Consider the following 23,622-nt stretch of genomic DNA (forward strand, 5'->3'; position numbering starts at 1 on the left):
ACGCACGGGACCGCCCCGCGACCACACGGGTCGCGGGGCGGTCCCCGTACCGGTCAGACCATCTCGGGCATGTCGCCCACGGTCGTCCTCGTGTCGATCACCGCGAACGTGGCACCCTGCGGATCCAGGATCGCCGCGAACCGGCCGAACGGGCTGTCCATCGGGCCGAAGAGCTTCCGTCCGCCGAGCCGCTCGGCCGCCTCGACGGCCTTGTCGCAGTTGTCGACGGCGAAGTAGACCTGGATGTAGGGCGGGAACTCCGGCGGGAAGTCCTCCGCCGTCATCACCATCCGCCCCAGGACGGGCATCTCTCCTCCCAGGTCGAAGACCCGGTAGTCCATGTGCTCGTCCTTCACCTTCTTCGAGTGGTAGCCGAAGACGGCGGTGAAGAAGGCGTCGGCCTTGGCCGGCGCCCGCGTGAAGACCTCGGCCCAGACGTACGAGCCGGCCTCGCCCTCGAGCTCGAAGCCCTCGTGGGCGCCGGGCTGCCAGATGCCGAAGGTCACGCCCGTCGGGTCCTGCGCGATGCACATCGACCCGAAGTCGCCGACCTGCATCGGCTCCATGAGGACGGTGCCGCCCGCCGACCGGATCTTCTCCGCCGTGGCGCCGACGTCCGGCGAGGAGAAGTACAGACACCAGGCCGACTGTGGCGAGGTGTCCTGCCCGGGCATCGGCGGGACGACGGCGGCGACCGCCTTCCCGTTCTTGTACGCCTGCGTGTAGTTGCCGAATTCCGTAGAGGCCTCGCCGAAGGTCCAGCCGAGCACGTCGCCGTAGAACGTCTTGGCGACCTCGGCATCGGTGAACATCGCGTCGGTCCAGACCGGCGTGCCTTCAGGTCGTGCGGCCATGTCGGTGACTCTCTTCCGATCGATGACGTCTTCCTGTGGCCACGCTAGTCAGGCCCGCCGCACCCCGCTCGGTGACGCACCGTGACGACGCCCGGCGGTGGGCGTCAGCCGGGCAGACGGCCCATCGCGTAACGGTGGAACGGGCCGTCGGGTACGGGGAGTCCGGGGCGCCACACCTTCAGGACCTGGGCGGACGGCAGGAAGAGTGCCGCCGGCAGGCGGTCCGGATCCGTCCACTCCCAGCGTTCGATCTTGTCCGGCTCCGCGACGGCGGGCTCACCCCGGAAGACGCGCACCACCGTGGCCACGGTCATTCGGGTGAGCTCCGTGGACGTGACCGAGTCCAGGATCAGGCCCAGGACCTCCACGTCGGCGGCGTCCGCGACGAGCGTGGTCTCCTCGGCCAGCTCGCGCACCGCGGCGCTCTCGACGGACTCGCCCGGCTCCACCCCGCCGCCCGGCAGCTCCCACACCCCGGACCGGTCGAGCCCGAGGAGGATCCGGCCGGACTCGTCGATCACCACGATCCCGGCGCCGAGGGCGGCCTGGGGGGAGGGCGGCCGGACGTTTCGCCGCGCTGTCGCGGCCTGCTCTGTTGTGGACACGATCACCCTTCCTACCAGCGCCTTTGCGGCATGACAACGGCCGGCCAAGAAAAAGCCCATAACCTCTTGAATCGGCTGAAAAAAGGAGGAAACTCTTGTCTTACACCGGACAACCGGAAAGAGCCGCACCCGCCGACGGAGACGTCCGAAGGCCCGCGTGACCCTTGACTCGGCTCTGGCCAGGCCCCCGGCGGGGCCGGTCGGGCACGGAGCCGTCGGCGACGGCCGACGACCGCGCGAACCGACCCGGACCGCCGGGGACTGTCATGTCTCCCCGGCGACGGCACCGGGCCCCTCGGACGACGGCCCTGGGACGGCCTCGAAGGTGGCCCTCAGACGGCGTCAGCCGTGGGCGGGACCACCGCGACCGGGCAGTGGGCGTGGTGCAGCACCGCGTGGGCGACCGAACCGATCAGCAGCGAACCGAGCCGGTGCCGGTGGTGCCGTCCCACGACCACCAGACCGGCATCCCGCGAGCCCTCCACCAGCCGGCCCGCCGCGTCCCCCGGCGCCACCGACGGGACCACCTCGACATCCGGCCACCGCGCGGCGAAGGGCCGCAGCCGCTCCTCCTGCTCCTGCTCGGCCCCTCGTACGAGCTCCACGGAGTCGTCGGCCTCCGGGAGCGGCGGCGGCACCTGGAGCGCCGGCGACGGGGCCGCGAGCAGCGCGCCGGGCTGCGGAGGCAGCCGGAACGCGGTCACGGCCTCCAGCGGGACGCCCCGGTGGTGCGCCGCCTCGAAGGCGAAGGCCACCACCTCGTCCGGGGTCTCCTCGGGGTGCAGGCCCAGGAGGATCCGCCCCTTGCCCTCGCCCGCGCCGCCCTCGGCCTGCTCGGACGCCCGTGCCTCGTGCGGGACGACCACCAGCGGGCACGGCGCCGTCATCGCGAGCGTGCGGCTGGTCGAGCCGAGCAGCAGCGTCACGAATCCGCCGTGCCCCCGGGAGCCCGTCACCAGGAGCCGCCCGCCCCGCGCGGCCGCCGGCAGCGCGTCGGCGACGGTCCCGTCGAGCGAGACGTACCGCACCGGAACACGGTGCCCGCGCTCCTCGACGACCGTCCGTACGGCGCCCAGAACGGTGTCGGGCAGCTCCGGCGCCTTGCCGAGGGAGGCGATCCGCGCGGCGCCCAGCTGGAGCGCGTCGGAGCGGACGTGTGCCACCACGACGGGCGAGCCGAGGCTCTCGGCGGCGCCCAGGGCCCATTCCAGGGCCCGCAGGCTGTGCGCGGATCCGTCCACGCCCACGACGACCGGCGGCTCGGAGGCGGTGCTCGTGTCACTCATGAGGGAATGACTCCCGCACCCGCCCGGACGCCACACCGGCCCGTACCGAGATGAATCGGTACGGGCCGGTGTGGAGGGAAGAGGTGTCAGGCGCTCTGGTCGCGGCGCGCCGCGTCGCGCTCCTTGATGCGGACGGTCTCCGCGCGGACCTCCGACTGGGTGGCGCGCTCCTTCCGCAGCCAGGCGGGGAGCTCCTGCTTGATCGCTTCGATCTGCTCCGTGGTGAGCGGCTCGGTGATCCCGCCGCGCGCGAGGCCGGCGATGGAGATGCCGAGCTTGTTGGCGACGACCGGGCGGGGGTGCGGGCCGTTCGTGCGCAGCTCCTGGAGCCAGGCCGGCGGGTTGGCCTGGAGCTCGGTCAGCTCGGCGCGCGAGACGACCCCCTCCTGGAACTCGGCGGGGGTGGCTTCGAGGTACACACCCAGCTTCTTCGCCGCGGTCGCGGGCTTCATCGTCTGGGAGTTCTGGTGCGACGTCATGGTGCCAAGGGTATCGAGCATGCGGGCGACCTCCGACCACGTTCGCCAGCCGGTAGCCTTGCGGGGTGACAGGCTCGGACGTTTCCCCCGCGGGTTCCCCTTCGGATTCCCCCACCGCTTCCTCCGCTTCCCCCTCCTTCCGGCTGGCGTACGTCCCCGGAGTGACGCCCTCGAAGTGGGTGCGGATCTGGAACGAGCGCCTGCCCGACGTCCCCTTGGCGCTGCTCGCCGTGGACCCGGCGGAGGCCTTCGGCGCACTCCGGGAGGGCGCCGCCGACGCGGGTCTCGTCCGGCTGCCCGTCGACCGGGACGACCTCAGCGCCATTCCGCTCTACACGGAGACCACGGTCGTCGTCGTCCCCAAGGACCACGTGTTCGCGGCGGTCGAGGAGGTGTCGGCGTCGGACCTCGCCGACGAGCTGGTGCTGCACCCGCTCGACGACACCCTCGGCTGGGAGCAGCCGCCGGGCCGCCCGGCGATGGAGCGCCCCGCGACGACCGCCGACGCGATCGAGCTCGTCGCCGCCGGTGTCGGCCTGCTGGCCCTTCCGCAGTCCCTCGCCCGGCTCCACCACCGCAAGGACCTCACGTACCGGACGCTCAACGACGTCCCGCAGTCGCGCGTGGGCCTGTCGTGGCCGGCCGCCGACGAGGCCCCCGACCTGGTGGAGGAGTTCATCGGGATCGTGCGCGGCCGGACGGTCAACAGCACCCGCGGCCGCCGCGCCGAGGAGCTCAAGGGCCAGAAGCAGCCGCGGAAGGACCAGAAGTCCGGCAAGCCCGCCCGGTCCGCGAAGCCGGGAGCCGGCTCCCGTACCGGCGGCAGGCCGGCGGCGGGCCGCAAGGGCGGCGCGTCCGGCGGCGCCGGGGGCTCCGGCCGCGGCAAGAGCGGAAAGCCCCGCCGCAGGTCCTGACCGGGCCCTTCGGGGCGCCCGTGTCCGCACGGCGGACGGCCCCCACCGGGGCGGGGGCGCCTCGGCATACTGACCCCTCCTGATCATCGAGATCACACAGGAGGAGCTTTGGCCGCCAGTTTCAGGACCGTCGTCGAGGTCGGACCGGACCATCTCGACCAGGCCCGGTCCATCGACCGGGTGTTCCAGGAGGCGATCGCGCCCGCGACCGTCAACTTCGATTTCGAGGCGATACGGGAGGCGGCCGCGGCCGTTCCCGACAGCACCGTCGTGCGGATGGTCCGGGGCTGGGGCCTGCAGGAGCACGCCCCCGTCCTGGTCATGGTGCTCTCGCTCAAGGAGGCCGTCCGCCAGGCCCTGCCCCCGGAGTACACGGACGCGGGCTTCTGGGAGACCGTCGAACGGGAGCTCGTCCAGGCCTTCACCGGCCTCGCCGCGCAGGAGGGGCAGCCCGGACTCTCCTTCTACGAGGAGTCCGAGCACCGCACCCGCTTCTACCGGGACCTGTTCTTCGCCCTCCAGGACGAGGGGACCGGGGACGACATCTACGCCCTGGCCTTCTGCGTCGACGTGACCATCGAGCTGCCGAAGGCCCAGGCCACCGCACTGGAGCTGACGGACGTCGTCCCGTTCGGCGTCCGGCTCAACGCGATCGTGCTCCGCCAGGCCGTGGGTGTCGCCACCGGCGCCTGACTCCGCGCCTGTTTCCGCACCTGATTCCGCGTCCTGATCGGGTTCCCGAGTCCGGCCCCTGAGTCGGAGGCCGACCCCGGGTCCTGGATCCGGGCCCGCGCCCGCGTCGCACCGGCCCGCCGTCCCGGGCCGGAGACCTCACACGTCACGCCTGCCTGAACCACCGCCCGCCCCGTGCCGCCGCGACGAGTTCCGGAACCGTCGCCAGCTTGACCCGGGGGCGGCCCGCGTCCCGGCCCCGTGCCCGTTCGGCACGGTCGATGGCGGCGAGGCCGCGCGCGTCGACGAGGCCCCGGCTGTGCCTCCGTACCAGCTTCTGGAAGGCCTGCGGCGTCCCCGTGGGCGGGGGCAGCGTCCCCGCGACCGCGTCCGCGAGCAGGGTCCCGACCGTCTCCTCCGCGCAGGCACGGTTGGCCCCGATGCCCCCGGAGGGTCCCCTCTTGACCCAGCCGACGACATAGCCGCCGGGCAGCCCCTTCACGCGTCCGCCCTCGTGGGGGACGGTGCCGGTGGCCTCGTCGAAGGGCAGCCCCGTGAGCCGCACGCCCCGGTAGCCGATCGCCCGGACGAGCAGCCCCGCCGCGATCTCCGGCCCGCTTTCCGCCACGGTCTCCGGCCCGTTCTCCGTACCTGTGGCCGAGCTTCCCTCCGTCACCCGGACCGCCTCGACCCGCTCCGTACCGCGTGCCTCGACCGGGGCGGAGTGGAAGCGCAGCACGATCCGGCGCCGGTCCCGCGCGGGATCCGCCGTCCAGTCCACCGGCTCGCGGGTCACGTCCCGCAGCAGCGCGGCCTTGTCGCCGGGCGCCGCCGCGTCGATGGCCTCGCCGGTGCGCGGGTCCCGGTCGTCGACGACGAGGTCGACCCCCGGGAGGTGCTTCAGGGCGAGCAGTTCGGACGCCGTGTACGCGGCGTGCTCGGGGCCCCGGCGGCCGAGGAGCACCACCTCGCGCACCCGGGCGCCGCGCAGGGCGGCGAGGGCGTGGTCGGCGATGTCGGTGGCGGCGAGGGTGTCGGGGTCCGTGACGAGGATCCGGGCGACGTCGAGGGCGACGTTGCCGTTGCCGACGACCACGACCCGCCCGGCGGACAGGTCGACCGCGTCCGCGCCGGTCTCCGGGTGCGCGTTGTACCAGGACACGACGGTCGTCGCGGGGACACTGCCGGGCAGCTCCTCGCCCGGGATGCCGAGCCGCCGGTCGGCGGGCGCGCCCACCGCGTAGATCACCGCGTCGTGGTGGGCGGCGAGCTCCTCGGCGGTGACGTCCCTGCCGACCTCCACGCCCAGCCGCAGCCGGACGCGCGGGTGGGCGTGGAAGCGGGCGAAGGTCTCGCCTGCGCCCTTGGTGGCCGGGTGGTCCGGTGCCACGCCGTACCGTACGAGCCCGCCGGCGACCGGCAGCCGGTCGATGAGGGTCACCTCGGCGTTGGTGTGCAGGAGGAGGTCCTCGGCGGCGTACATGCCCGCGGGGCCGGTGCCGACGACCGCGATCCTCAACGGGGCGAAGTCGGCGGGCAGCGAGCGGGAGAAGGCGGGCTCGCCCCAGGGATGGAACATGGGCGAGGCGAGGGCCGGTTCGGGCGCGCGGTCCGCGTAGTACGCGGCGTTGATCGCCTCGTACTCCCGCAGACGGCCGGTGAGACGGTCCGCCGGGAAGATCGCGTCGACCGGGCAGGCGTCGGCGCAGGCGCCGCAGTCGATGCAGCTCTTCGGGTCAATGTAGAGCATGTCCGTCGTGCCGAAGTCCGGCTCGTCCGGCGTCGGGTGGATGCAGTTGACCGGGCAGACGGCGATGCAGGTCGCGTCGTTGCAGCAGGTCTGGGTGATGGCGTAGGTCATGGCGTCGACTCGACTCTGGTCCGGGAGACGGGGCGGGGGTCAGATGAGGTGCGCGCGCTGGTAGAAGAAGAGCGCGGGCCGGGTCAGCATCCCGACGTCGGCCAGGAACTCCATGAGCCCGGAGCAACTGGCGCGCAGCCGTGCCTTGTAGTGCTCGTTGGCGGCCGCCTCACGGCGGGCTCGCGCGGGGTCGAGTCCGGCCCGTACGTACACCTCGGGGTTCACCAGGCTGGTGATGATGTAGTACGCGGCGATGGCGACCACGAGGGCCTGGAAGTGACGGCGCGGCCTGCTCGCGCGTGCGAGGTGGCGGCGCGTCTCGTCCCGGGCGAACTTCATGTGCCGGGATTCCTCGACGACATGGATGTTGTTGATGGTGCGGACGAAGGGGACGACCCGCTCGTCGCGCATCCAGTCGCGCTGCATGACGTCGAGGACCTCCTCGGCGACGAGGATGCCGGCGTACGCGGCTTCGCCGAAGCCGACGGTCTTCATGAAGCGTCCGAGCTCCAGCACGGCCCGCTTGGGGCGGTACGCGGGCGCGCCGAGCTTCTGGGAGCCCCGGGCGAACATGATCGAGTGCCGGCACTCGTCGGCGATCTCGGTGAGGGCCCACTGGAACCGGGGATCGGTGTGGTCCATGAGGTAGATGTCGCGGAGCACCATCTGCTGGAGGATCATCTCGAACCAGATGCCGGTGCTGGCGACCGAGGCGGACTCCTGCCGGGTCAGCTCCTTGCGCTGCTCCTCGGTCATCTCGTTCCAGTACGCGGTGCCGTAGAGGGAGTTCCACTCGGGGCTCTGCCCGTGGAAGTCCTTGTCGAGGGGGGTGTCCCAGTCCACCTCGACGGCGGGGTCGTACGACAGCTTCGCAGCCGACCGGAGCAACCGCTCGGCGACGTCCGAGTCGGTGACGTCCGATGCGGTGGCGGCCTGGTCGTCCGGGCGAACGGTGCTGCTTGCCATGGTGCGGCTCCTTGGATCGCGCGATCGGCTCGGGAGCTTGTTAGACGCAGTGTCTAGCAAGCTTGTTAGACGGAACGTATAGCAAGGGGGCCGTACGGGCCTACCCCTCGGTACGGACTTTCTTTCCCGGCACGCGCGAACGGGGCCGGAGCCGTGGCGGCTCCGGCCCCGTCATGGGGTCGCGTGGTGCGAACGGTGGTCCTAGAAGGTCAGGTTCCAGGCGTCGATCTTGCCCGTGTCCTGGTTCGCGTTGTCGTTCACGCGGAGCTTCCAGACGCCGTTGGCGACCTCGGCCGAGGCGTTGACCGTGAACGTCTGGGCGATGTTGTCCGTGCCGCTGCCGGTCCGGTTGTGCACCGTGTAGACGGTGCCGTCCGGGGCCACCAGGTCGACCTTGAGGTCACCGATGTACGTGTGCTTGATGTCCACGCCCACCTTGAGGGTCGCCGGGGCGTTGCCCGTCACCCCGCTGACGGTGATCGAGCTCTCGACCGTCGCGTTGTCGGCGATGGCGACGTCCGTCAGGTTCTCGAAGTACGCGCCGGGCGGCGGGGTCGTGCCACCGACGGCCTTCAGGGCGTCGACGGCGCCTTCGCCGAAGAAGCCGTTCTTGGTCGTGGTGCCCGTGCAGCGGGTGTCCGAGGGGCACGCCCGGTCCGTGGCCTGGACGCCGAGCTGGTCCCGGATCTGCGCCGGGGTGAACGTCGGGTTGACGCTCGCGATCAGCGCCGCGACGCCCGCTACGTGCGGGGAGGCCATCGAGGTGCCGTTCATGTTGCCGTACTTGCCGCCCGGGAGCGTCGAGTAGACACCGGAGGAGCCGTCGCCGCCGGGGGCGGCGATGTCGATGACGCCGTTGCCGAAGTTCGAGTACGAGGCCTTGGCGCCGCCGTTGCCCTGCGCGGCGACGGTCACGACGCCCGGGAGCTCCGTCGGGATGTCGATGCAGGCGTTGGTGAGGGTGCGGGTGACCGGCGTCGAGTCGTTGGGGGACTCGGAGTCGGTCGTCTTGTTCGCCAGGTCGTAGTTGGAGTTGCCGGCGGCGGCGACCTGGAGCGAACCCTTGCCCTCGGCGTACGCCTGGGCACGGCGGACACCCTCGATGATGGCGGCCTGGTCCACGTTGTCCGGGCAGTTGAACGCCCACGGGTCCGTGTAGTAGCTGTTGTTGGTGACCTTGAAACCGTGGTCACCGGCCCACACGAAGCCGCAGATCGTGTTCTCCGCGAAGAACAGGCTGCTGGTCGGCTCCGCGATGCGGACCGAGGAGATCTTCACGCCCGGCGCGACGCCGATGACGCCCTTGCCGTTCTTCGACGCCGCGATGGTGCCCGCGACGTGCGTGCCGTGGGTGCCGACGTCACGCCAGGCACCGGCGCGGGTGTCCGCCTTGCCGTACGCGCAGGACGCCGAGTCGGCGGCGTTGAAGTTGGGCGCGATGTCCTGGTGCTGGTCGTCCACGCCGGTGTCGAGGACGCCGACCTTCACCGTCGCCGAGCCGGTGGTGACGGCCCAGGCCTGGTCGGCCTTGATCTGCGTCATGTCCCAGCGGTTGGACTCCGTCAGCGTCGTCGCGGACTGCGCCGGGTTCGCCGGGAGCGCCGGGCTGTAGGCGTCGGCGGGGACGTCGGACGTCCGGGTCGCGCCGACCTGCTGGACGCCGCCGACCGTACGCATCGCCGAGGCGAAGGAGGTGGACGTCGAGTGCGCGACGATCACGCCGATCGCGTCGTATGTGGCGAAGACCGAACCGCCGTTGGTCGCCACGGCGCCGCTGACGGCCGAGGTGCCGCCCGGGGCGGTGATCACCAGGTACGCGCGGGTGCCGGCGGCCCAGGCCGCGGGTGCGGCGACGGTCGTGGTGGCGGTCGTGCCGGCGTCGCGGGTCGCCCCCGCCGAACCGACCGCGACGGGCGCGGTGTCCGACGGTGCTGCATGGGCGAATCCTGCGGGAGCGGCGAGCGCCGCGGTCGTGCCGAGGGCCGCGACGGCGATGGCCGACATTCTCAACCGGCTGGATATCTGGGAAAACAATGCGTCCTCCGATGACCCGGTGGCGCGGGTGGCGCCTGCCGGGCCCTGTGATGTGTGGGGTGGACGCAAGATCCCAGACTCGTGGAACGGAAGGAAGCATTCCGTCCGAGAAGCCTGTTCGTGTTACGCACTGTTGACCTATCAGCGCCGGGAAGGTGTACGAATCCGCCCTTCTATCCCCTTCGTTCCCGGAGGACGCACGGGCCGCCGGGAACGTGCGACGGAGGTCACCCCGGGCGATAATCGGCAACTGTGAGCGACGAAGGTGTGGACGCCGAGGCCGTCCGGGCCTGGGTGGCCTTTCACCCGCCGGCCGACGGGTGGCCGGACGACGACCGAGGGCCGGACGATGTGCGGGGGCCCGACGGCGTACGCGGGCCGGAGCGGACCCTCGAACTGCTGCGACGGGCAGGGCTCGACGCCCGCCCGCCCCGCCGCGAGCCCGCCGAAGGGCCCGGAGTGCTCTTCTTCGCGGCCGTCGACGACACCCTCGCGGCCCGCCTCGCGCGGCTCGGCGCCGAAGGCCGGAACCGGGTCCTCGCCGTCGCCCTCACCCGCTCGGCCCTCGACCGGGCCGGCCCCTGGCCCCTGCTGCGCGCCGGAGCCTCGGACGTCCTCGCCTGGGACGCCTCCGCGACCCCCGCCGACGACGTCGTACGGCGGCTGCGCCGCTGGGCGGCCGTCGACCGGGTCGTGGCCTCGCCGCTGGTCGCCGACAACCTCGTCGGCGCCGGTGCGGCCTGGCAGCTGCTGCTCCGGGAGATCATCGAGATGGCCGTGTTCAGCGACGCCTCCGTGCTGGTCACGGGGGAGAGCGGCACCGGAAAGGAGCTCGTCGCCCGGCTCGTGCACGCCCTCGACCCCCGGCGCGGCGGCGAACAGCTGGTCCTCCTCGACTGCACCACCATCGTGCCCTCGCTCGCGGGCAGCGAGTTCTTCGGGCACGAGAAGGGGGCGTTCACCGGCGCCCTCGCGTCCCGGGACGGCGCCTTCGCCCTCGCCGACCGGGGCACCCTCTTCCTCGACGAGGTCGGCGAACTCCCCCCGGACCTCCAGGCCGAGCTGCTCCGGGTCGTGCAGGAGGGCACGTACAAGAGGGTCGGCGGCAACACCTGGCGCGCCACAGGCTTCCGGCTGGTCTGCGCGACCAACCGCGACCTGCTCACCGAGGAGGGCGCCCGCCGGTTCCGGCCCGACCTCTACCACCGCATCGCCGCCTGGACCTGCCGGCTGCCGAGCCTGCGAGAGCGCCCCGAGGACGTCCTGCCCCTCGCCCGCCACTTCCTGCGCGAGACGCGGCAGGACGACGGGTCGGCCACGGCCGAGGACTTCGACCCCGCCGTGGAGCAGCTGCTGATCTCACGTCACTATCCAGGCAACGTACGGGAGTTGCGTCAGCTCGTCGGGCGGATGGCGCGCCGGCACGTCGGCTCGGGGCCGATCAGTGCCGGAGACGTACCACCGGAGGAACGCCCCGTCGAGGACGCCCTGAGCACGGACGCGCCGGCGGACGGTGCGGCGCCGGCCGATGGCTGGCCCGACGCCGGGTTCGAGCGGTCGATCCGCCGGGCCCTCGCCTCGGGGGTCTGCCTCAAGGAGATCGGCGTACGCGCCCGCGAGACCGCCGTCGACCTCGCCGTACAGGAGGCGGACGGCAACCTCCAGGACGCCGCCCGCGCCCTCGGCGTCACGGACCGGGCGCTGCAACTCCGCCGCCGCGCCTCCGGGACGGGGCCGGTGAACGGCGTCGTACGGGACGACTAGAGCCTGTCGGCGCGCCTGTGGCACGGCTCCGTAGCCCCTTCGCCCGGGGAGCCCCTCAGCGGACGCCCTCCCAGAGGAGCCGTTCCCGTGCGCGCGGGTCGGGGACGGCGGTGGGGGTGGTGGTGAAGGTCATCGTCGTGCGGGTCGTCTTGTCGTACGCCTCCCAGCCGGGGTCGCCCGTCGTGGCGAAGGAGATCCAGGCGCCGTGCATGGCGTCCGCGAGGGCCTGGGGTGGGCGGTCGCCGAGCAGGGGCGCGTACGACGGGTCGTGGAGGCGGTCGAAGACGAAGGGCAGTTCGAGGGCGTGGCAGGCGCCGAGGGTGCCGTCGAACAAGGGGGAGCGCCAGGCGAATTCGTAGAGGTGGGAGCCGGGTACGGCCTCGGCCAGGCGGATGGCGGGGATCCGGTAGAACCAGTCGGTCGCGACCGCGTCGAGGAGTTCGCCCGGGGTGGCATCGGGGCGTGCGTCCCGGTAGACGGGGAGGGCCTCGCCGGGGTCGAGGCCGTAGGCCGCGGTCATGGCGCGGAGCGAGGATTCCGGGAAGGCCTGGAGGCGCCGCGTCGGGACGAGGAAGAGGCGGTACTCCTCGCGGTTGCTGCCGATGAGGAGGTCGACGTCGCCATCCGGGCCGGGGAGGGTGAGGCCCGGCCGGACAGGCTCGAAGGGCATCATGTTGAGCACCGCTTCGCCCCACCGCGCCGGGTCGGGGTCGGCACTCACTTCGGTCCGCAACTCTGCCTGGACGTAGAGGAGTTCCGGCAGCGGAACGGCCTCGAATGCCGCCGGGGTCGGCTCGATCCCCAGTCTCTCCGCCAGGCGGGCCGCGATCAGCCGGGCCGATGCCGGACGCAGGTAGTGGTGGCAGGCTCCGCTCTGCAGGACGGCCCGCCGGAACAGGCCGCGGGCCGCTTCCGTGGTCAGCAGCGTGCCGATGCTCATCGCGCCCGCCGACTCGCCGAAGACGGTCACGCGGTCCGGGTCGCCGCCGAAGGAGGCGATGTTCTCGCGGATCCACCGGAGTGCGGCGATCTGGTCGAGCAGGCCCCGGTTGTCGGGGCGGCCGGGCAGGTGCAGGAAACCGTCGGAGCCCAGGCGGTAGTTGAGGTTGACGCAGACGACGCCGTCGCGTGCGAAGGCGCTCCCGTCGTACCCGGACGCCGAGCCGGAACCGTTGGTGAACGCGCCTCCGTGCATCCAGACCATCACGGGGAGGGCGGCGCCCGGCCCCGGGGCCGGGGTCCGGATGTCGAGGTTCAGGCAGTCCTCGCCCGGGATGTGGTTCTCCGGGATGAGGGCGTCGAAGGGCGGGGCGTAGGGGGCGTGCGGCGCCGTCGGCCCGTGGGCCGTGGCGTCGCGTACGCCGGTCCAGGGCTCGGGCGGGGCGGGCGCCCGGAACCGCAGGGCGCCGAAGGGCGGAGCGGCGTACGGGATGCCGAGGAAGGAGGTCACCCCGTAGGGGGAGGTCCGGCCGCGGACCTCCCCCTGCCGCGTACGGCAGACCGTCATGCCGACAGGACCTCCAGGAGTGCCGTGCCGAACTCCTCGGGACGTTCGAGGTGGACCGTGTGTCCGGCGTCGGCCACGGCGACCTCCCGCACCGCGCCGCCCGCCGCCGCGTAGCGGTCGAGGGCGTGACGCGTCTGCGCCACCATCGGCTGGGCCGGGGTGCCGTCCCAGCCGGGCACGGCGCCGACCGCGCCCAGGTGCGCCAGGTCGAACATCGAGGTGTCCGAGACGATGACGTCGTCCTCGCCCCGGATCCAGAGGACCGGCGGCTTCGGGTCGATCAGGTGCAGGTCGTCGACGCGGAAGTGGGTCGGGGCGAGGCAGTTGAGCACGCCTCGGGTGCCGGGCGCGATCCCGGGCCAGGCCGCGGACGTCGTGCTGTCACCCGGGTAGTGGTCGTCGCCGAGGCGGGTGGTGAGCATGGACTCGACGTACGCGTCCTCGTGCGCGAAGCGGAGCGGCGGCTTGACGTAGCAGGCCGCCAGGACGGAGCGCGGCGAGAGCGGCGAGTCCTCGCCGCGGTCTCCCTCGGCGAGCAGCCGGACGAAGTCCGGGTTGGCCGTGCCGCCGCCCGATCCCGCCCCGTCCTCGGAGTTGAGGGCGCCGTCCACTCCGTGCGTGCCGCCGAAGCCGTACGGGGAGACCGGGTTGACCAGGGTCAGGGAGCGCACCGCGGCCGGGTGGTCGCGCAGGAACTGCGTGACCACCCCGCCGCCCATGGACCAGCCGACCAGGTGGGCGCGGTCGATGCCGAGGGCGGTGAGCAGCTCGGCCAGGTCGTCGGCGTAGTCCCGCAGGCCGCGCGTGGCGTCGACGGGGAGCGGGTCGGTGCCGCCGAAGCCGCGCAGGTCGACGGCGATGGCGCGGTAGGAGTCCGGTAGCGCGGCCAGGGTGGGGTGCCAGAACGGGGAGGACGAGACGTTGCCGTGGACGAAGGCGACCGGCTCGCCCTCGGCCCGGGTCTCGGTGATCTGCTGGGTCAGTCTGCCGGTGGAGACACGGCGGGTGTGGAGCGTGGTCATGTGCGGGTCCTTCTCGCGGGTTCCGGTCGCCGGTCGTTCAGGAGAGCCAGGTGGCGACCTGGGCGGCGGCCGAGCTGTGCCAGCCGAGTTCGAGGTGGTTGGCGGTGGCGACGGTGGCCTTGCCGCCGACGGTGGGGATGCCCGTGGTGTCGAGCGCGCTGGAGATGAAGACGACGCCGTCGCTGGGTCCGCGGTTCTCGTTGAAGATGCCGACGATGTCGGCGGATCCGCCGGCCAGCAGGTAGGTGGTGACGGAGGCGGGCACCCCGGCGGCGTGCAGCGGGGCGATCAGGGATCCGGCGTCGATGGCGGCCTGGATGCCGCTGCCCGCGGTGGAGAAGCCCTGGCCGCCGTAGTAGGTCGTGTACCAGTCCTGGGCGGCGCCGTCGACTCCGTACGTCCCGTCCCAGCGGGCCAGCATCTGGCGCTGGCCGGGGTAGTTGTCCTGTCCGCCGGAGGGGGTCATCGAGAACTCGGGGTGTGCGGTGTACAGGCCGTAGCAGGTCATGTGGGAGTGCGGCGAGGGCGCGTTGACCTTGCCTCCGCATTCGGGCCAGATGGAGAAGTCGTGGGCCCAGCCGTGGGCGTACGGGTAGTCGTAGCCGCCGTTCGGGCCGCCGATGGTGACGAGCCGGCGCACGTCACCGGCGTACGCCCGTCCCCAGCTCGGCTTCAGCGACGACACGTACGCGCGGGTCGACATCTCGCCCTTGCTCCAGCCGACGAGGTCCACCTTGGCGACGCCCAGCTTCGCCTTGATGGCGGCGATCGCGTCGCCGACGATCTGCGCCTGCATCAGGTTGTCGCCCTGCTTGTGCGCGAAGCCGACGGCGAACACGCGGTGGCCGCGCTGGGAGAGGTACTGCATGAGTCCGGTGGACGGGCAGGAGGCAGCGCCGCAGCCGTACCCGCCCGATTCCCCGGGGTTGGCCCAGGCGCGGTCCGCGGTGTCGTTGGCGCCGTGCACGAGGAGCACGGGTGTGGTGACACTTCCGGTGTTCCAGCCGGGGGCCGAGTAGAGCAGGAACCGTCCCGAGGACGGCCGGGAGACTCCGCCGAAGTACGTGACGCGCTTGCCGTCCTGGTCGCCGCGGCCGTCCGCCGGGAAGCCCTCGGTGCGGAATCCGGTGGTCGTGTCGAGGTAGCGCTCGACGCGTTCCCAGCCGTTGGTGACGGTCCCTGTCCCGTAGCTCGCCTCGAGCGTGAGGTACGGGGGCGGAGTGGCGGCCGTCGCGCCGCTCGCGGCGGGTGGCGCCACCACGGCCGCCGCGACGACTCCCACCACAGTGATCACGCGGGCGGCGCGCAGCCGCCACCGGCTCCCAGTACTCCGTCTGTCGGCCATGTTCCGGCCTTTCCCGCTCGTGCGCTCATGGCGCGTCCACCTGATGGCCGTCCCGGCATCGGGTCCGCACACGGTAGGTGGACCCGCACCCACGAGAGCATGTGGTCGAGCCACACAAAGGGAACCGTCCAGGTGGTGCCAGGGACTCAGCAGTCGGGGATCGCGTTGCCGACGGCCGCGACCGCCTGGGACGCGGCGCCGCCGGAGAGCACCCAGCAGGAGGGTGCGGCCTGGGCCGGCGCGGCGGCCCCCGGAGCGAACAGGACGAGCGAGGCCGCCGCGCCCATCAGTGCGGCCACCCGCAGGATCGCGTGGGCCCCTCTCGGGAGCTGGCTTACGCGCGCGGGCACAAGACCCCGGAGCGGATCCTTTCCTTGCCGGATCCGCGGACGGGCGACGACGCCTATCGGCCGGCGCCGACAGGGCGCCTCCGCCGCTCGCCCCGTACCAGCGCGAGCAGGTTGCCCGAGAGCACCAACTCCTCCTCCGCCGCGCGGAGACCGAGGGCCCTGACCTTGGCCAGCTCAAGGCCCGGGTGCAGCCAGGGGCCGTCCGAGCCGAACAGGACCTTCTCCGCGCCCGCCCGCCGCACCGCCTCGGCCAGCAGGTCGAAACGGCGCACCCCCGAGGTGTCCGTGTGGATGTTGGGGTGCCGCGCGAGATGGTCGACGAGGGCGAGCTGCGCGTGCCAGTCGTCGGCGAAGCTCCCCAGATGCGGAAGGACGAACGACACGTCCGGGTAGTGCTCCGCGAGCAGCTCCGCCACCGCCACGTCGCCCATCGGGTCGTACACCACCGGCAGGCCGAAATGCCGAGCCACATCGCAGACTTCACGGGTGATCGGGGCATCGTGCCGATGCACCTTGATTCCGGTGAAGCCGTACTCCCGCACCGCCGTCCCGACGAGCCCGGCGATCCGCCCGGCGTCACGGTCGGCGTGCACGAACGCGAAGCCGAGGAAGCGGTCGGGGCGTGCCGCCACGATCCGTGCCACGGCCCGGTTGGCGGTGGCGTAGTCGCGGTGGAACGCCGGGAAGAGCACGGTCCGGTCGATGCCCGCGCGCTCCGCCCTCGCCAGGTAGCGCCCGAGTCCCGCGTCGTCCCACGGACCGGTCAGCCGGTCCCCGCGACCCGCGTGGCAGTGACAGTCGACGATCATCCGCCCTCCGCCTCCCGGTACCTCCGCACCGAGCTTCCTAGCGTCCCGCCGCCACCCGCGTGAACAGCGCCCGCAGCACCCGCTGGAGCTCGGCGCCCTTCAGCGAGGCCACCGGGACCCCGGAGAACGCGGCGAGTGCCCGGAGCGCGTCGGCGTCCGGATGCCCCGTGGGGGTGACCGGATGGCCGACGGCCCGCAACGCCTCCCGGGTGAAGCCGAGCCGCACCGTCGTCAGCGGGTTGCTGGCCTGACCTCGGTTGGTGTCGCAATGGAAGTGGTCGCGGTGGTCGTCGCGGTAGTAGTCGATCACCGTCGCGAAGGAGAGCCGCAGACAGGCGTCGATCCGGCGCAGCAGCACCCGCTGCCCCGGGTCGGTCCAGTTGTCCACGATGGTGTCGCGCACCGCGCTCGGCGGCCCGCCGACCTCCGGCCACCGCACCCCGGCGATGTCCAGCGCGTCCCCGTAGGAGTGGTTGCTCAGGATGTCCGGCTTCGCGGGATCGTCGCGCTCCACGCAGCGGCAGTAGTGCGAGCCCACCGTGAGGATGGCCTCGACGGGCATACCGAAGCCCCGCATGTTCCGCAGGAACGTGCTCAGCGTGTCCTGGAAGGGACCCGTGAAGCGCTGCTCGCGCCGCCACTGACGACGGGCGACGACGAGGAGCGGCCCGCTGCCGGGGACGGTCCGGACACACTCGGGGTAGTGGAACGGGACCCCGTCCACGGCCTCCGCGCACAGCAGCCCGGTGACGGCCGGGCACGCCATCGTCCCGGGCCGCTTGCAGTTCACCCGTGCCACCCCGCCCGGCGCCGCGCACGACCTCGTGGGGCGCGGGGTGAGGGGGGTGGCGGGCGGTGCGCCGGGAGCGCAGGGCTTGCGGCGGGACGGGCGGCCGGCGGGCGCCGGAGCCCGCCCGCCCCCGAGCAGGGGCCGCACCACCGTGTCCCGGATCGCCAGCCACTCCGCCGCGGCCCCGCGTTCGTCCCGCCGGATCACCGCCCCGGCGCGCTCCGGATGCCGCTGGTGGAAGAGGAGGCTCGTGAGCGCGTTCTCGTCCCGCGTGCCCTGGGCGACCGCGCTCACCACCCGGACCAGCTCCCAGGGGCTGAACCCGGTGCCGCGCTCGAACTCCCCGACGAGAGGACCGGCGGAGGAGCCGGCGGAGGAGAGCGTCTCGTACGACATGACGCACCCCGGCCGTTCAGTACGGCCGGCCCGAAGGCGGCGCCTGCCGCAGCCGGCGGCCCGCCATCCCGGCGACGGCACCGCTTCCGGCCCCGGCCCCGGCGCTTCGGCCGAGCGCCGCGCGCCCGCGCCCGGCCCGCGTGGCCTGCTGCGCGGTGCGCCGCCGCAGATGGACGGCCGGCATCGTGACGTCCAGCCGGTCCGAGGTGAGGTCGACGCCCGTCGCGGCGCGGTAGGCGTGGATGTAGCCCTGGATCTCCGCCCGCCAGTATCGGGCCCAGTTCGCGGCCTCGTCCCGCTCGATGACCGAGTTCCAGTCACCGAACCGGATGGAGAGCAGGATGCGTTCGCCGAAGGACGCGAGGTTGTGGAAGTGCAGCGTGGGCGTGTCCGTCCAGCCCTGCAGCCTCTTCATCACGTCCACCGTGCCCATCCACGGCTCCGGGTACGCCACCATCGCGCGCGCCGGCAGGAAGCTCCGCATCTCCGGCCTGGCCAGCAGCCACTGCTGCATGAGCATCTCCTGGCGGGCCGTCCACGGCAGATCGCCGTACTGGTTGTGCTGGCCCTCGGTGAGCAGCAGATGGACCTCCTTGAGCCCGTTCAGGACCGGGAATCCGTCGGGCGTGACGGTCATGTCGTCGGCCTGCGTGAAGAAGGTCGTGCACAGCTTCAGCAGGCTGTGGAACGCCTCCAGGAACTTGGACCGGCTGTCGGCCCCGCGCAGCCGCGGCACGGCCCTGCCGATCAGGGTGATCCCGTAGTGGTGGTCGTACTCGTACGCCCGGCGCGCGACCGACAGTCGGTGCTGGTCGTCCTGGATGTACCCCCACAGCAGGTTGGCGAGCGGCAGCAGCGGGGCGATCTCCAGATGGGCGAGCGGGTCGGGCTCCACCGCGCGCCGCATGTTCTGGAAGCGGCGGCTGATCTCGATCATCGACTGGACGAGGAGGCTCTCCTCCTCCCAGTAGTTCCACAGGAGTTCGATGAGGCAGGGGTGGGTGAGCTTGTACCGGAGGATCGCGTCGCACGGGAAGCCCAGCCTGTTCGCCCCGCGCACCTGCACGTCCCGCAGCCCGTCCAGGATCCGGGCGAAGTACGGCAGGGCGTAGAAGTTGGGGTCCTGCGGGATCGGCTCGATGAAGGCCTTCCACATGGCCTCGATCTCGTCCTGCGTCACCGGCCCGTCCTGGTAGCGGTGTTGCTCCTGCAGGAGGTCGAGGCCCTCGAAGGGCTCACCGGGCTGCCCCGGGTCGACGAGGATGCCGCAGCGCAGCCGCATGAAGGCCTCGGTCGCGGTCTTCAGGAGCCAGTACGCGTCCACGTCCGGGTACGGCAGGGCGCTGCCCTTGCGTACGGCCTTGAGCTCGGCGCGCCCCTCGGCCCGCAGCTGCCGGGTCTCCCGGTCGAGTCCCCGGGAGGACCGGCACAGCACCAGGTCGATGAAGTCCTGGTACTCGCCGAAGCCCAGGGAGTCGCTGCTGTTGCGGATCGCGGTCCACAGCGCCTGGCTGTTGGTCCTGGTCACCCCGGCGGGCTCCAGGTGCACGGAGAGCGAGGTGCGCTGCCCGTCGATCACGGGGATCCGGACGCGGACGTCGGCGATCTGCGTGCTGGTGCGTCCGTGGCGGTCGGTGACCGTCACCGTGGCGCTCTCCACGCCCGGTTCGGCTCCGCTCGTGTCCCAGACGACCACGGCGTCCTTGGCCGACCAGCGGGCGAGGGAGCCGCCCGAGACGTTCCAGGCGTAGGTCGCTCCCTTCTCCGTGGTGTCGGCCCGCAGCCGCACGCTCTCGCCCCGCGTCACCTCGTTCGGTGTGGCGGTGAGCGTGACCTGGAGCGGCGAGCGCGGTGTCAGCGGTGTGCCCATGACTCCTCCTCGGGCATGGTGCGAAGAAGACCGCCGCCCGCGGGGGCGGACTTCCAGGGGATGGCCGGCCGGACGGCCGGCGAGAACGGACGGGCGCAGGCCGCCGTCGTGGCGAGCGTGCTGCGCAGGGCCCAGCCCCGCAGCAGCCCCTCCATGCGGCGGCTCTCCGCCTCGGGGGAGACGAGCCCGGCCGCCCGGGCCTGGCCCAGGGCCGCGAGCGCGACGGTCGGAGCGGCCCGGTCGAGCAGCTCGGGCCGCCGCCGCGCGGCCTCGTACAGCGAGACGAGCCGGAGCGGCGAGCGCTCGGCCGGCCGGAAGAGCCGATCCGGCGTCAGGTCCCGCCGCCCGTAGGGACGATGGGTGACGAGCAGCTCGGCCAGGTCGGGCGCCGTCGACGTCAGCGAGCCGAGCAGCGCACGCCCCGCCGGGTCCAGCCCCTCGGTGGGGTACAGCGCGGACCACAGCGCGCCGAGCCGCCGCCACTGCGGGTCAGGATGGAGCAACTCGCCGATCGCGACGCCGAGATGGACCCTGATCCACGGGAACGGGTGAGTGTCGAAGGGGTCGACGCGGAAGACGAAGCGCCGGGGGAGGCTGATCACACCGATCAGTCCCAGCGTGGCCGTCACACCGAGCCTCCCGATCGCCCAGAGGTCGGCGACGATCTCCGGCATCCACCGGTGGAACAGCGCCCAGGGCAGCGGGAGTCGGCCGCCGGAGCCCGCCGCCCGCGCGCGGAGAGCGGCCTGCAGCGCGGGGACGAGCCCGAGGAGGGCCGCCCCCTGGTGGCCCACCTCGTGGCAGAGGGAGGCGCTGAGTCCGTACCCGCCGACCATCCGCTCACGCGGTACGCGCACGATCGCGACCGGGCTCGAACCGCCGCCCGGGAGACGGGTCTTGGCGCGGCGGATCGCCGCGCCGGGGCCCCGGTCCAGGTAGCAGACGACGGGCGGCGGGTCGAAGGGGCGGGCCGGTACGGCGAGCGCGTCGGCCGCCGCCACGTCCATCCCGGAGAGCCACAGTCCGATCTCGTGCTCGCTGCGCTGGGTGATCGTCTGCTGGAAGAGGTCGAACTGACCGAGGACGTCGTTGAACCGCCACCGCAGCGCGGTGAACCTGCGCTGCATCTCCGCCGGTGTCGCCTCCGCCCCCTCGCCGCCGAGCCAGGCGAGGTACGCGTGGATCCGGCCCCTGAGCTCACGCCGGCCGGCCACCAGGGTCCGCTCGATCCCGATCTGGGCGGCCGGGGAGAGCGCCGCGGCGGGCAGCATCGTCTCGCGCACGGCGAAGGGCTGGACCCGGTCGAGCCGGGTGAGCAGCGCCCGCGCCTCGCCGACGAGCAGCCGACGGGCGGTCGACGACGTCCCGTGCATGGTCAGGCCTCCAGGATCATGACCCGGTTGCCCCGGCGCACCCAGGTGCCGGTGCTCCGCCCGTGGGCGGTGGCCACCTCGGCGCCGGACGGCCCGCCGGACAGGGCCGCGGACGGTCCTCCGGACGGGGCTGCGGACGGTCCTCCGGACGGGGCTGCGGACGGGGTGGTGGAGGGGCCGGCGGACGGTTCGGTCGGGGGCGTGTCGGTCGGGGCGCCGGCCGTCGGCTCGTCGGCCGCCGGTTCCGCCGCGGTCGACGGCGACGAGGACGGTTCGGCCGGGTCACCGGCTGCCGGTTCCGGGGCGTACGGGGTGGGTTCGTACGGCGCGGGCGGGGTCGACGCCGGTGCGTACGGGTCCGGCTCCGGCTCCTGGAACGGCGGCCGGTACGCGGGGTACCGCTCGGGGGCGTACGGCGCCGGCGCGTACGGCGGGGGCGTGGGCCAGGCGTTGCTCGGGCGGCCGCGCCAGGGCCGTCGGACGGCCCTCACCGGCCGCGGCCAGTACCACGGTGCCGGGCGCGCGTACCGCGGGAACGAGCGGTACAGCCCGGGCGCGTGGCGCCGCGCGGCGGCGAAGACGGCGGCCCGGCCGACCGCGCGGTCACCCGCCCTGCCCCGGTACGGCCGGTAGTGGCGGTACCGGTCGCGCGGCGCCATCGCCGCGTTCCGCGCGGCCGCCGCCGAGAGCCGGACGAACCGGCGCGCGATCTCGAACTCGCCCTCCTGCGGGCCCAGGAGCTCGGTGTCCACCCCGAACAGCTCGCCCGCGGCCGGGTTCTCCAGGTACGGGCGCGGCCGGGGTTCCGTCCGGCCAGGGGAGCCCGAGGAGACCGAGGGGGCGGCGCCGGACCCCCGGTAGATCCAGTGCCAGGGCTCCTTGGCGTACGGCACGAAGCCGAACCGGTGCGCGTGGGTCGTCAACCAGCCGAAGAACCAGGTCGCGCGCCAGCGGGCCACCGCTCGCGCCCCGGTGCTGTTGGCGATCGCCTGGCCGCGCCCGCGCATCTGGAGGAAGTCGATGGCGATGCCGTTCTGGTGGTTGCTGTAGCCGGGGGCGGCGATCCGCGAGGGGATACCGAAGACGTCCAGCATGTACCGGACGGCCGCGTCGCCGTGCGGACCGCCCGGCAGCCCGGCGCGGGCATCGGCGCTCTGGCTGTAGTACCGCCTGAAGTAGCCGAGCCACAGGCGCTGTTGGTGGGCACGGCCCCGGTAGCCGCTGCCTCCCGTGAGCCGCACGGTCCGGGCGGCGTCCTCCTGCCCGGTGGTCTGGGCGGCGGCGAGCGCCCGGCGGGCCGCGGCGAGCAGCCGGCCGGCCGCCTCGGCGGCGTCGGACCGCATGGCGATCGAGGTGCCGGGGACGCTGGTCAGTTCTTCCGGCGCCAGGTCCCGGCCGGGCTTGCCCTTCCGAGCCCGCGTACGGGCCAGATGCGCGTCGAGGACCCGCTGCCGGAAGGCGAGTTGATCGGGCGTCCCGCTCCACCCGCCACCGCCACCGCCACCGCTGCCGGTCTCGGACTCCGGCTCGTCGGCCCCTTCCTCCGCCAGCTCCCGTACGGCGGGGGAGCGGCGCTTCCTCAGGGGGCGCGGGGGAGCCGGGGCCAGGGCCGCGCCCGGCAGGTCGGCGGCCACGTCGGTGAGCAGCGGCGGCCCGTACAGCCGGGGGATGTCCATGTGCGGTGCGGTCGTCCACTCCACACGGAAGCGGGGAGAGGCCGTGGACGCCAGGGCGGCGGCCACCTGCTCGCTGTGGCGCGCGGTCGGCTCGTACGGCCGGTAGAGCACGCGGAGCGCGCCCGTTCCCCGGGCGATCCGCTGTCGTGCCCAGGCGATGAGCGGCCCGGGGTCCCCGTACAACGCGTCGAAGGTGTGCACCTCGTCCGGGTCGGTCTCCTGTACGAGACGCATCAGCGAGGCGCCGCCGCCGGAGTGAGCCGTGAGGACGAGCCGGCCGAGCGGGGCGCGTACGCCCGTCGTGGCCGCGAACAGTGCCAGGGCCTGGTTCGCCAGCCGCCGTACGGCTCCGGGGCGCTCCAGCGCGGGGTGGGTGTAGCCGCGGCCCGACCGGCCGCCGAACCAGTGCCCGCGGGGCAGCACGAGGAGGGTGGGGGTGGTGCGGCCGGGCCGGCCGGTGGACGGGGGCCCGCCGAGGTCGAGCCCGCTGACCTTCGCCGTGTTCCCCGGCAGCCTCATGTGCCGTCCGCTCGGCGAGAATCCGTGGAGATGGACCACGACGTCGATCCGGGACGGCCGGTCCATCGCGTTCCAGCGGAGGAACAGATCGGGCGGGGTCCCCGCGTGGCGCCGGAGCATCGCCACCCGCTGCACGGTCCTCTCTCCCGGACCGGTCGCGCCGGTTCCCGTCCCCGGCCCCGCCCCCGGCGGAAGGAGCGGGAGCGCGGTCCTGGCGACGTTCTTGAGGACGCCGCCGAGGGTCTCACCGGCCGCGGAGCTGAGGAAGCCGCCGTCACGCCGTGCGATCGGGGCGAGGAATGAGCCGAGGAAGGCCTCCAGCTCCCGTTCGTCGGTGACGCCGAGCAGTTCCGTCGCGAGCGCGCGCTCCTCCGCCTCGCTCAGCGGGCTGCCGTACTCGTCGCCGAGCAGTCCCGTCTCCGCCGTGAACTCTCCCAGTTCGGCACCCGCACCGCCGGCGCGTCCCGGTTCCGCGGCGGGCCGGTGGTGTCCGCCGCCGCACTCGCACTCGTACGTGCTCATGGCCGCTC

19 protein-coding genes are annotated in these 23,622 nt (G+C 73.3%); 3 read left to right on the forward strand and 16 right to left on the reverse strand.

Translation table 11 applies throughout. From position 1 onward, the window contains the following. Positions 1-53: 53 nt before the first annotated feature. The 4 genes from OG580_RS32880 to OG580_RS32895 all read right to left on the reverse strand — a co-directional run bounded on the left by OG580_RS32880 (position 54) and on the right by OG580_RS32895 (position 3,245). Positions 54-854 (reverse strand): VOC family protein, encoded by an 801-nt coding sequence (locus OG580_RS32880; protein WP_267047293.1) that lies wholly within the window; start codon positions 852-854, stop codon positions 54-56. A gap of 104 nt (positions 855-958) precedes the next feature. Further along, complete coding sequence (locus tag OG580_RS32885) at positions 959-1,459, reverse strand: NUDIX hydrolase (RefSeq protein ID WP_323182647.1); 501 nt, start codon at positions 1,457-1,459, stop codon at positions 959-961. A 332-nt stretch (positions 1,460-1,791) separates the two neighbouring features. Then, complete coding sequence (locus OG580_RS32890) at positions 1,792-2,745, reverse strand: universal stress protein (RefSeq protein ID WP_267047294.1); 954 nt, start codon at positions 2,743-2,745, stop codon at positions 1,792-1,794. 86 nt (positions 2,746-2,831) lie between these two features. Next, positions 2,832-3,245 carry a DUF5997 family protein gene (locus OG580_RS32895; protein WP_267047295.1) on the reverse strand — a complete coding sequence of 138 codons (414 nt, stop codon included), beginning with the start codon at positions 3,243-3,245 and terminating at the stop codon, positions 2,832-2,834. Between the two features lie 122 nt (positions 3,246-3,367). Between OG580_RS32895 and OG580_RS32900 the strand changes: the two genes are divergently transcribed. Together OG580_RS32900 and OG580_RS32905 are read left to right on the forward strand one after the other, a co-directional pair. After that, on the forward strand, positions 3,368-4,138 hold the full coding sequence (locus tag OG580_RS32900) for a LysR family transcriptional regulator substrate-binding protein (protein ID WP_323182694.1): 771 nt from the start codon (positions 3,368-3,370) through the stop codon (positions 4,136-4,138). Positions 4,139-4,246: 108 nt separating this feature from the next. Beyond that, positions 4,247-4,831 carry a Type-2Aa cytolytic delta-endotoxin gene (locus OG580_RS32905; protein WP_267047297.1) on the forward strand — a complete coding sequence of 195 codons (585 nt, stop codon included), beginning with the start codon at positions 4,247-4,249 and terminating at the stop codon, positions 4,829-4,831. Positions 4,832-4,976: 145 nt separating this feature from the next. Here OG580_RS32905 and OG580_RS32910 read toward each other — a convergent pair whose 3' ends face one another. From OG580_RS32910 to OG580_RS32920, 3 genes are all read right to left on the reverse strand, one after another. After that, complete coding sequence (locus OG580_RS32910) at positions 4,977-6,671, reverse strand: FAD-dependent oxidoreductase (RefSeq protein ID WP_267047298.1); 1,695 nt, start codon at positions 6,669-6,671, stop codon at positions 4,977-4,979. A gap of 39 nt (positions 6,672-6,710) precedes the next feature. Then, positions 6,711-7,637, reverse strand: coding sequence for a diiron oxygenase (locus tag OG580_RS32915; RefSeq protein ID WP_267047299.1), 927 nt, complete (start codon positions 7,635-7,637; stop codon positions 6,711-6,713). A 201-nt stretch (positions 7,638-7,838) separates the two neighbouring features. After that, positions 7,839-9,641 (reverse strand): S8 family serine peptidase, encoded by a 1,803-nt coding sequence (locus tag OG580_RS32920; RefSeq protein ID WP_267047300.1) that lies wholly within the window; start codon positions 9,639-9,641, stop codon positions 7,839-7,841. A 282-nt stretch (positions 9,642-9,923) separates the two neighbouring features. On the opposite strand from OG580_RS32920, the gene OG580_RS32925 reads away from it, so the two are divergent. Further along, a complete protein-coding gene (locus OG580_RS32925; RefSeq protein WP_267047301.1) occupies positions 9,924-11,435 on the forward strand; it encodes a sigma 54-interacting transcriptional regulator in 1,512 nt (503 codons plus the stop codon). A 55-nt stretch (positions 11,436-11,490) separates the two neighbouring features. Here OG580_RS32925 and OG580_RS32930 read toward each other — a convergent pair whose 3' ends face one another. The 9 genes from OG580_RS32930 to OG580_RS32970 all read right to left on the reverse strand — a co-directional run bounded on the left by OG580_RS32930 (position 11,491) and on the right by OG580_RS32970 (position 23,614). Then, positions 11,491-12,942 carry a carboxylesterase/lipase family protein gene (locus OG580_RS32930; RefSeq protein ID WP_267047302.1) on the reverse strand — a complete coding sequence of 484 codons (1,452 nt, stop codon included), beginning with the start codon at positions 12,940-12,942 and terminating at the stop codon, positions 11,491-11,493. Beyond that, complete coding sequence (locus tag OG580_RS32935; protein WP_267047303.1) at positions 12,939-13,964, reverse strand: alpha/beta hydrolase; 1,026 nt, start codon at positions 13,962-13,964, stop codon at positions 12,939-12,941. Before OG580_RS32935 ends, OG580_RS32930 begins: the two co-directional genes overlap by 4 nt. A gap of 37 nt (positions 13,965-14,001) precedes the next feature. Continuing rightward, positions 14,002-15,309, reverse strand: a complete 1,308-nt coding sequence (locus OG580_RS32940) for a triacylglycerol lipase (RefSeq protein WP_267047304.1) — start codon at positions 15,307-15,309, stop codon at positions 14,002-14,004. Between the two features lie 146 nt (positions 15,310-15,455). After that, complete coding sequence (locus OG580_RS32945) at positions 15,456-15,608, reverse strand: hypothetical protein (protein WP_267047305.1); 153 nt, start codon at positions 15,606-15,608, stop codon at positions 15,456-15,458. A gap of 104 nt (positions 15,609-15,712) precedes the next feature. After that, on the reverse strand, positions 15,713-16,468 hold the full coding sequence (locus OG580_RS32950) for an amidohydrolase family protein (protein ID WP_267047306.1): 756 nt from the start codon (positions 16,466-16,468) through the stop codon (positions 15,713-15,715). Positions 16,469-16,505: 37 nt separating this feature from the next. Next, positions 16,506-17,654, reverse strand: a complete 1,149-nt coding sequence (locus OG580_RS32955; RefSeq protein ID WP_267047307.1) for an extensin family protein — start codon at positions 17,652-17,654, stop codon at positions 16,506-16,508. Between the two features lie 16 nt (positions 17,655-17,670). Beyond that, complete coding sequence (locus OG580_RS32960; protein WP_267047308.1) at positions 17,671-19,524, reverse strand: hypothetical protein; 1,854 nt, start codon at positions 19,522-19,524, stop codon at positions 17,671-17,673. Then, the gene (locus OG580_RS32965; protein WP_267047309.1) at positions 19,509-20,897 is read right to left on the reverse strand and encodes a hypothetical protein; all 1,389 of its coding nucleotides are present in this window, start codon (positions 20,895-20,897) and stop codon (positions 19,509-19,511) included. Before OG580_RS32965 ends, OG580_RS32960 begins: the two co-directional genes overlap by 16 nt. A 2-nt stretch (positions 20,898-20,899) precedes the next feature. Further along, on the reverse strand, positions 20,900-23,614 hold the full coding sequence (locus tag OG580_RS32970) for a D-alanyl-D-alanine carboxypeptidase family protein (protein WP_267047310.1): 2,715 nt from the start codon (positions 23,612-23,614) through the stop codon (positions 20,900-20,902). Positions 23,615-23,622: the final 8 nt, after the last annotated feature.

It is taken from the genome of Streptomyces sp. NBC_00094, from assembly GCF_026343125.1.
Classification (GTDB): Bacteria; Actinomycetota; Actinomycetes; order Streptomycetales; family Streptomycetaceae; genus Streptomyces.

Excerpts from the sequence above, each read along its gene's own strand:
- OG580_RS32880 (WP_267047293.1), bottom strand. The coding sequence starts at position 854 with ATGGCCGCACGACCTGAAGGCACGCCGGTCTGGACCGACGCGATGTTC.
- OG580_RS32890 (WP_267047294.1), bottom strand. The coding sequence starts at position 2,745 with ATGAGTGACACGAGCACCGCCTCCGAGCCGCCGGTCGTCGTGGGCGTG.
- OG580_RS32895 (WP_267047295.1), bottom strand. The coding sequence starts at position 3,245 with ATGCTCGATACCCTTGGCACCATGACGTCGCACCAGAACTCCCAGACG.
- OG580_RS32910 (WP_267047298.1), bottom strand. The coding sequence starts at position 6,671 with ATGACCTACGCCATCACCCAGACCTGCTGCAACGACGCGACCTGCATC.
- OG580_RS32915 (WP_267047299.1), bottom strand. The coding sequence starts at position 7,637 with ATGGCAAGCAGCACCGTTCGCCCGGACGACCAGGCCGCCACCGCATCG.
- OG580_RS32920 (WP_267047300.1), bottom strand. The coding sequence starts at position 9,641 with ATGTCGGCCATCGCCGTCGCGGCCCTCGGCACGACCGCGGCGCTCGCC.
- OG580_RS32930 (WP_267047302.1), bottom strand. The coding sequence starts at position 12,942 with ATGACGGTCTGCCGTACGCGGCAGGGGGAGGTCCGCGGCCGGACCTCC.
- OG580_RS32935 (WP_267047303.1), bottom strand. The coding sequence starts at position 13,964 with ATGACCACGCTCCACACCCGCCGTGTCTCCACCGGCAGACTGACCCAG.
- OG580_RS32940 (WP_267047304.1), bottom strand. The coding sequence starts at position 15,309 with ATGGCCGACAGACGGAGTACTGGGAGCCGGTGGCGGCTGCGCGCCGCC.
- OG580_RS32950 (WP_267047306.1), bottom strand. The coding sequence starts at position 16,468 with ATGATCGTCGACTGTCACTGCCACGCGGGTCGCGGGGACCGGCTGACC.
- OG580_RS32955 (WP_267047307.1), bottom strand. The coding sequence starts at position 17,654 with ATGTCGTACGAGACGCTCTCCTCCGCCGGCTCCTCCGCCGGTCCTCTC.
- OG580_RS32960 (WP_267047308.1), bottom strand. The coding sequence starts at position 19,524 with ATGGGCACACCGCTGACACCGCGCTCGCCGCTCCAGGTCACGCTCACC.
- OG580_RS32965 (WP_267047309.1), bottom strand. The coding sequence starts at position 20,897 with ATGCACGGGACGTCGTCGACCGCCCGTCGGCTGCTCGTCGGCGAGGCG.
- OG580_RS32970 (WP_267047310.1), bottom strand. The coding sequence starts at position 23,614 with ATGAGCACGTACGAGTGCGAGTGCGGCGGCGGACACCACCGGCCCGCC.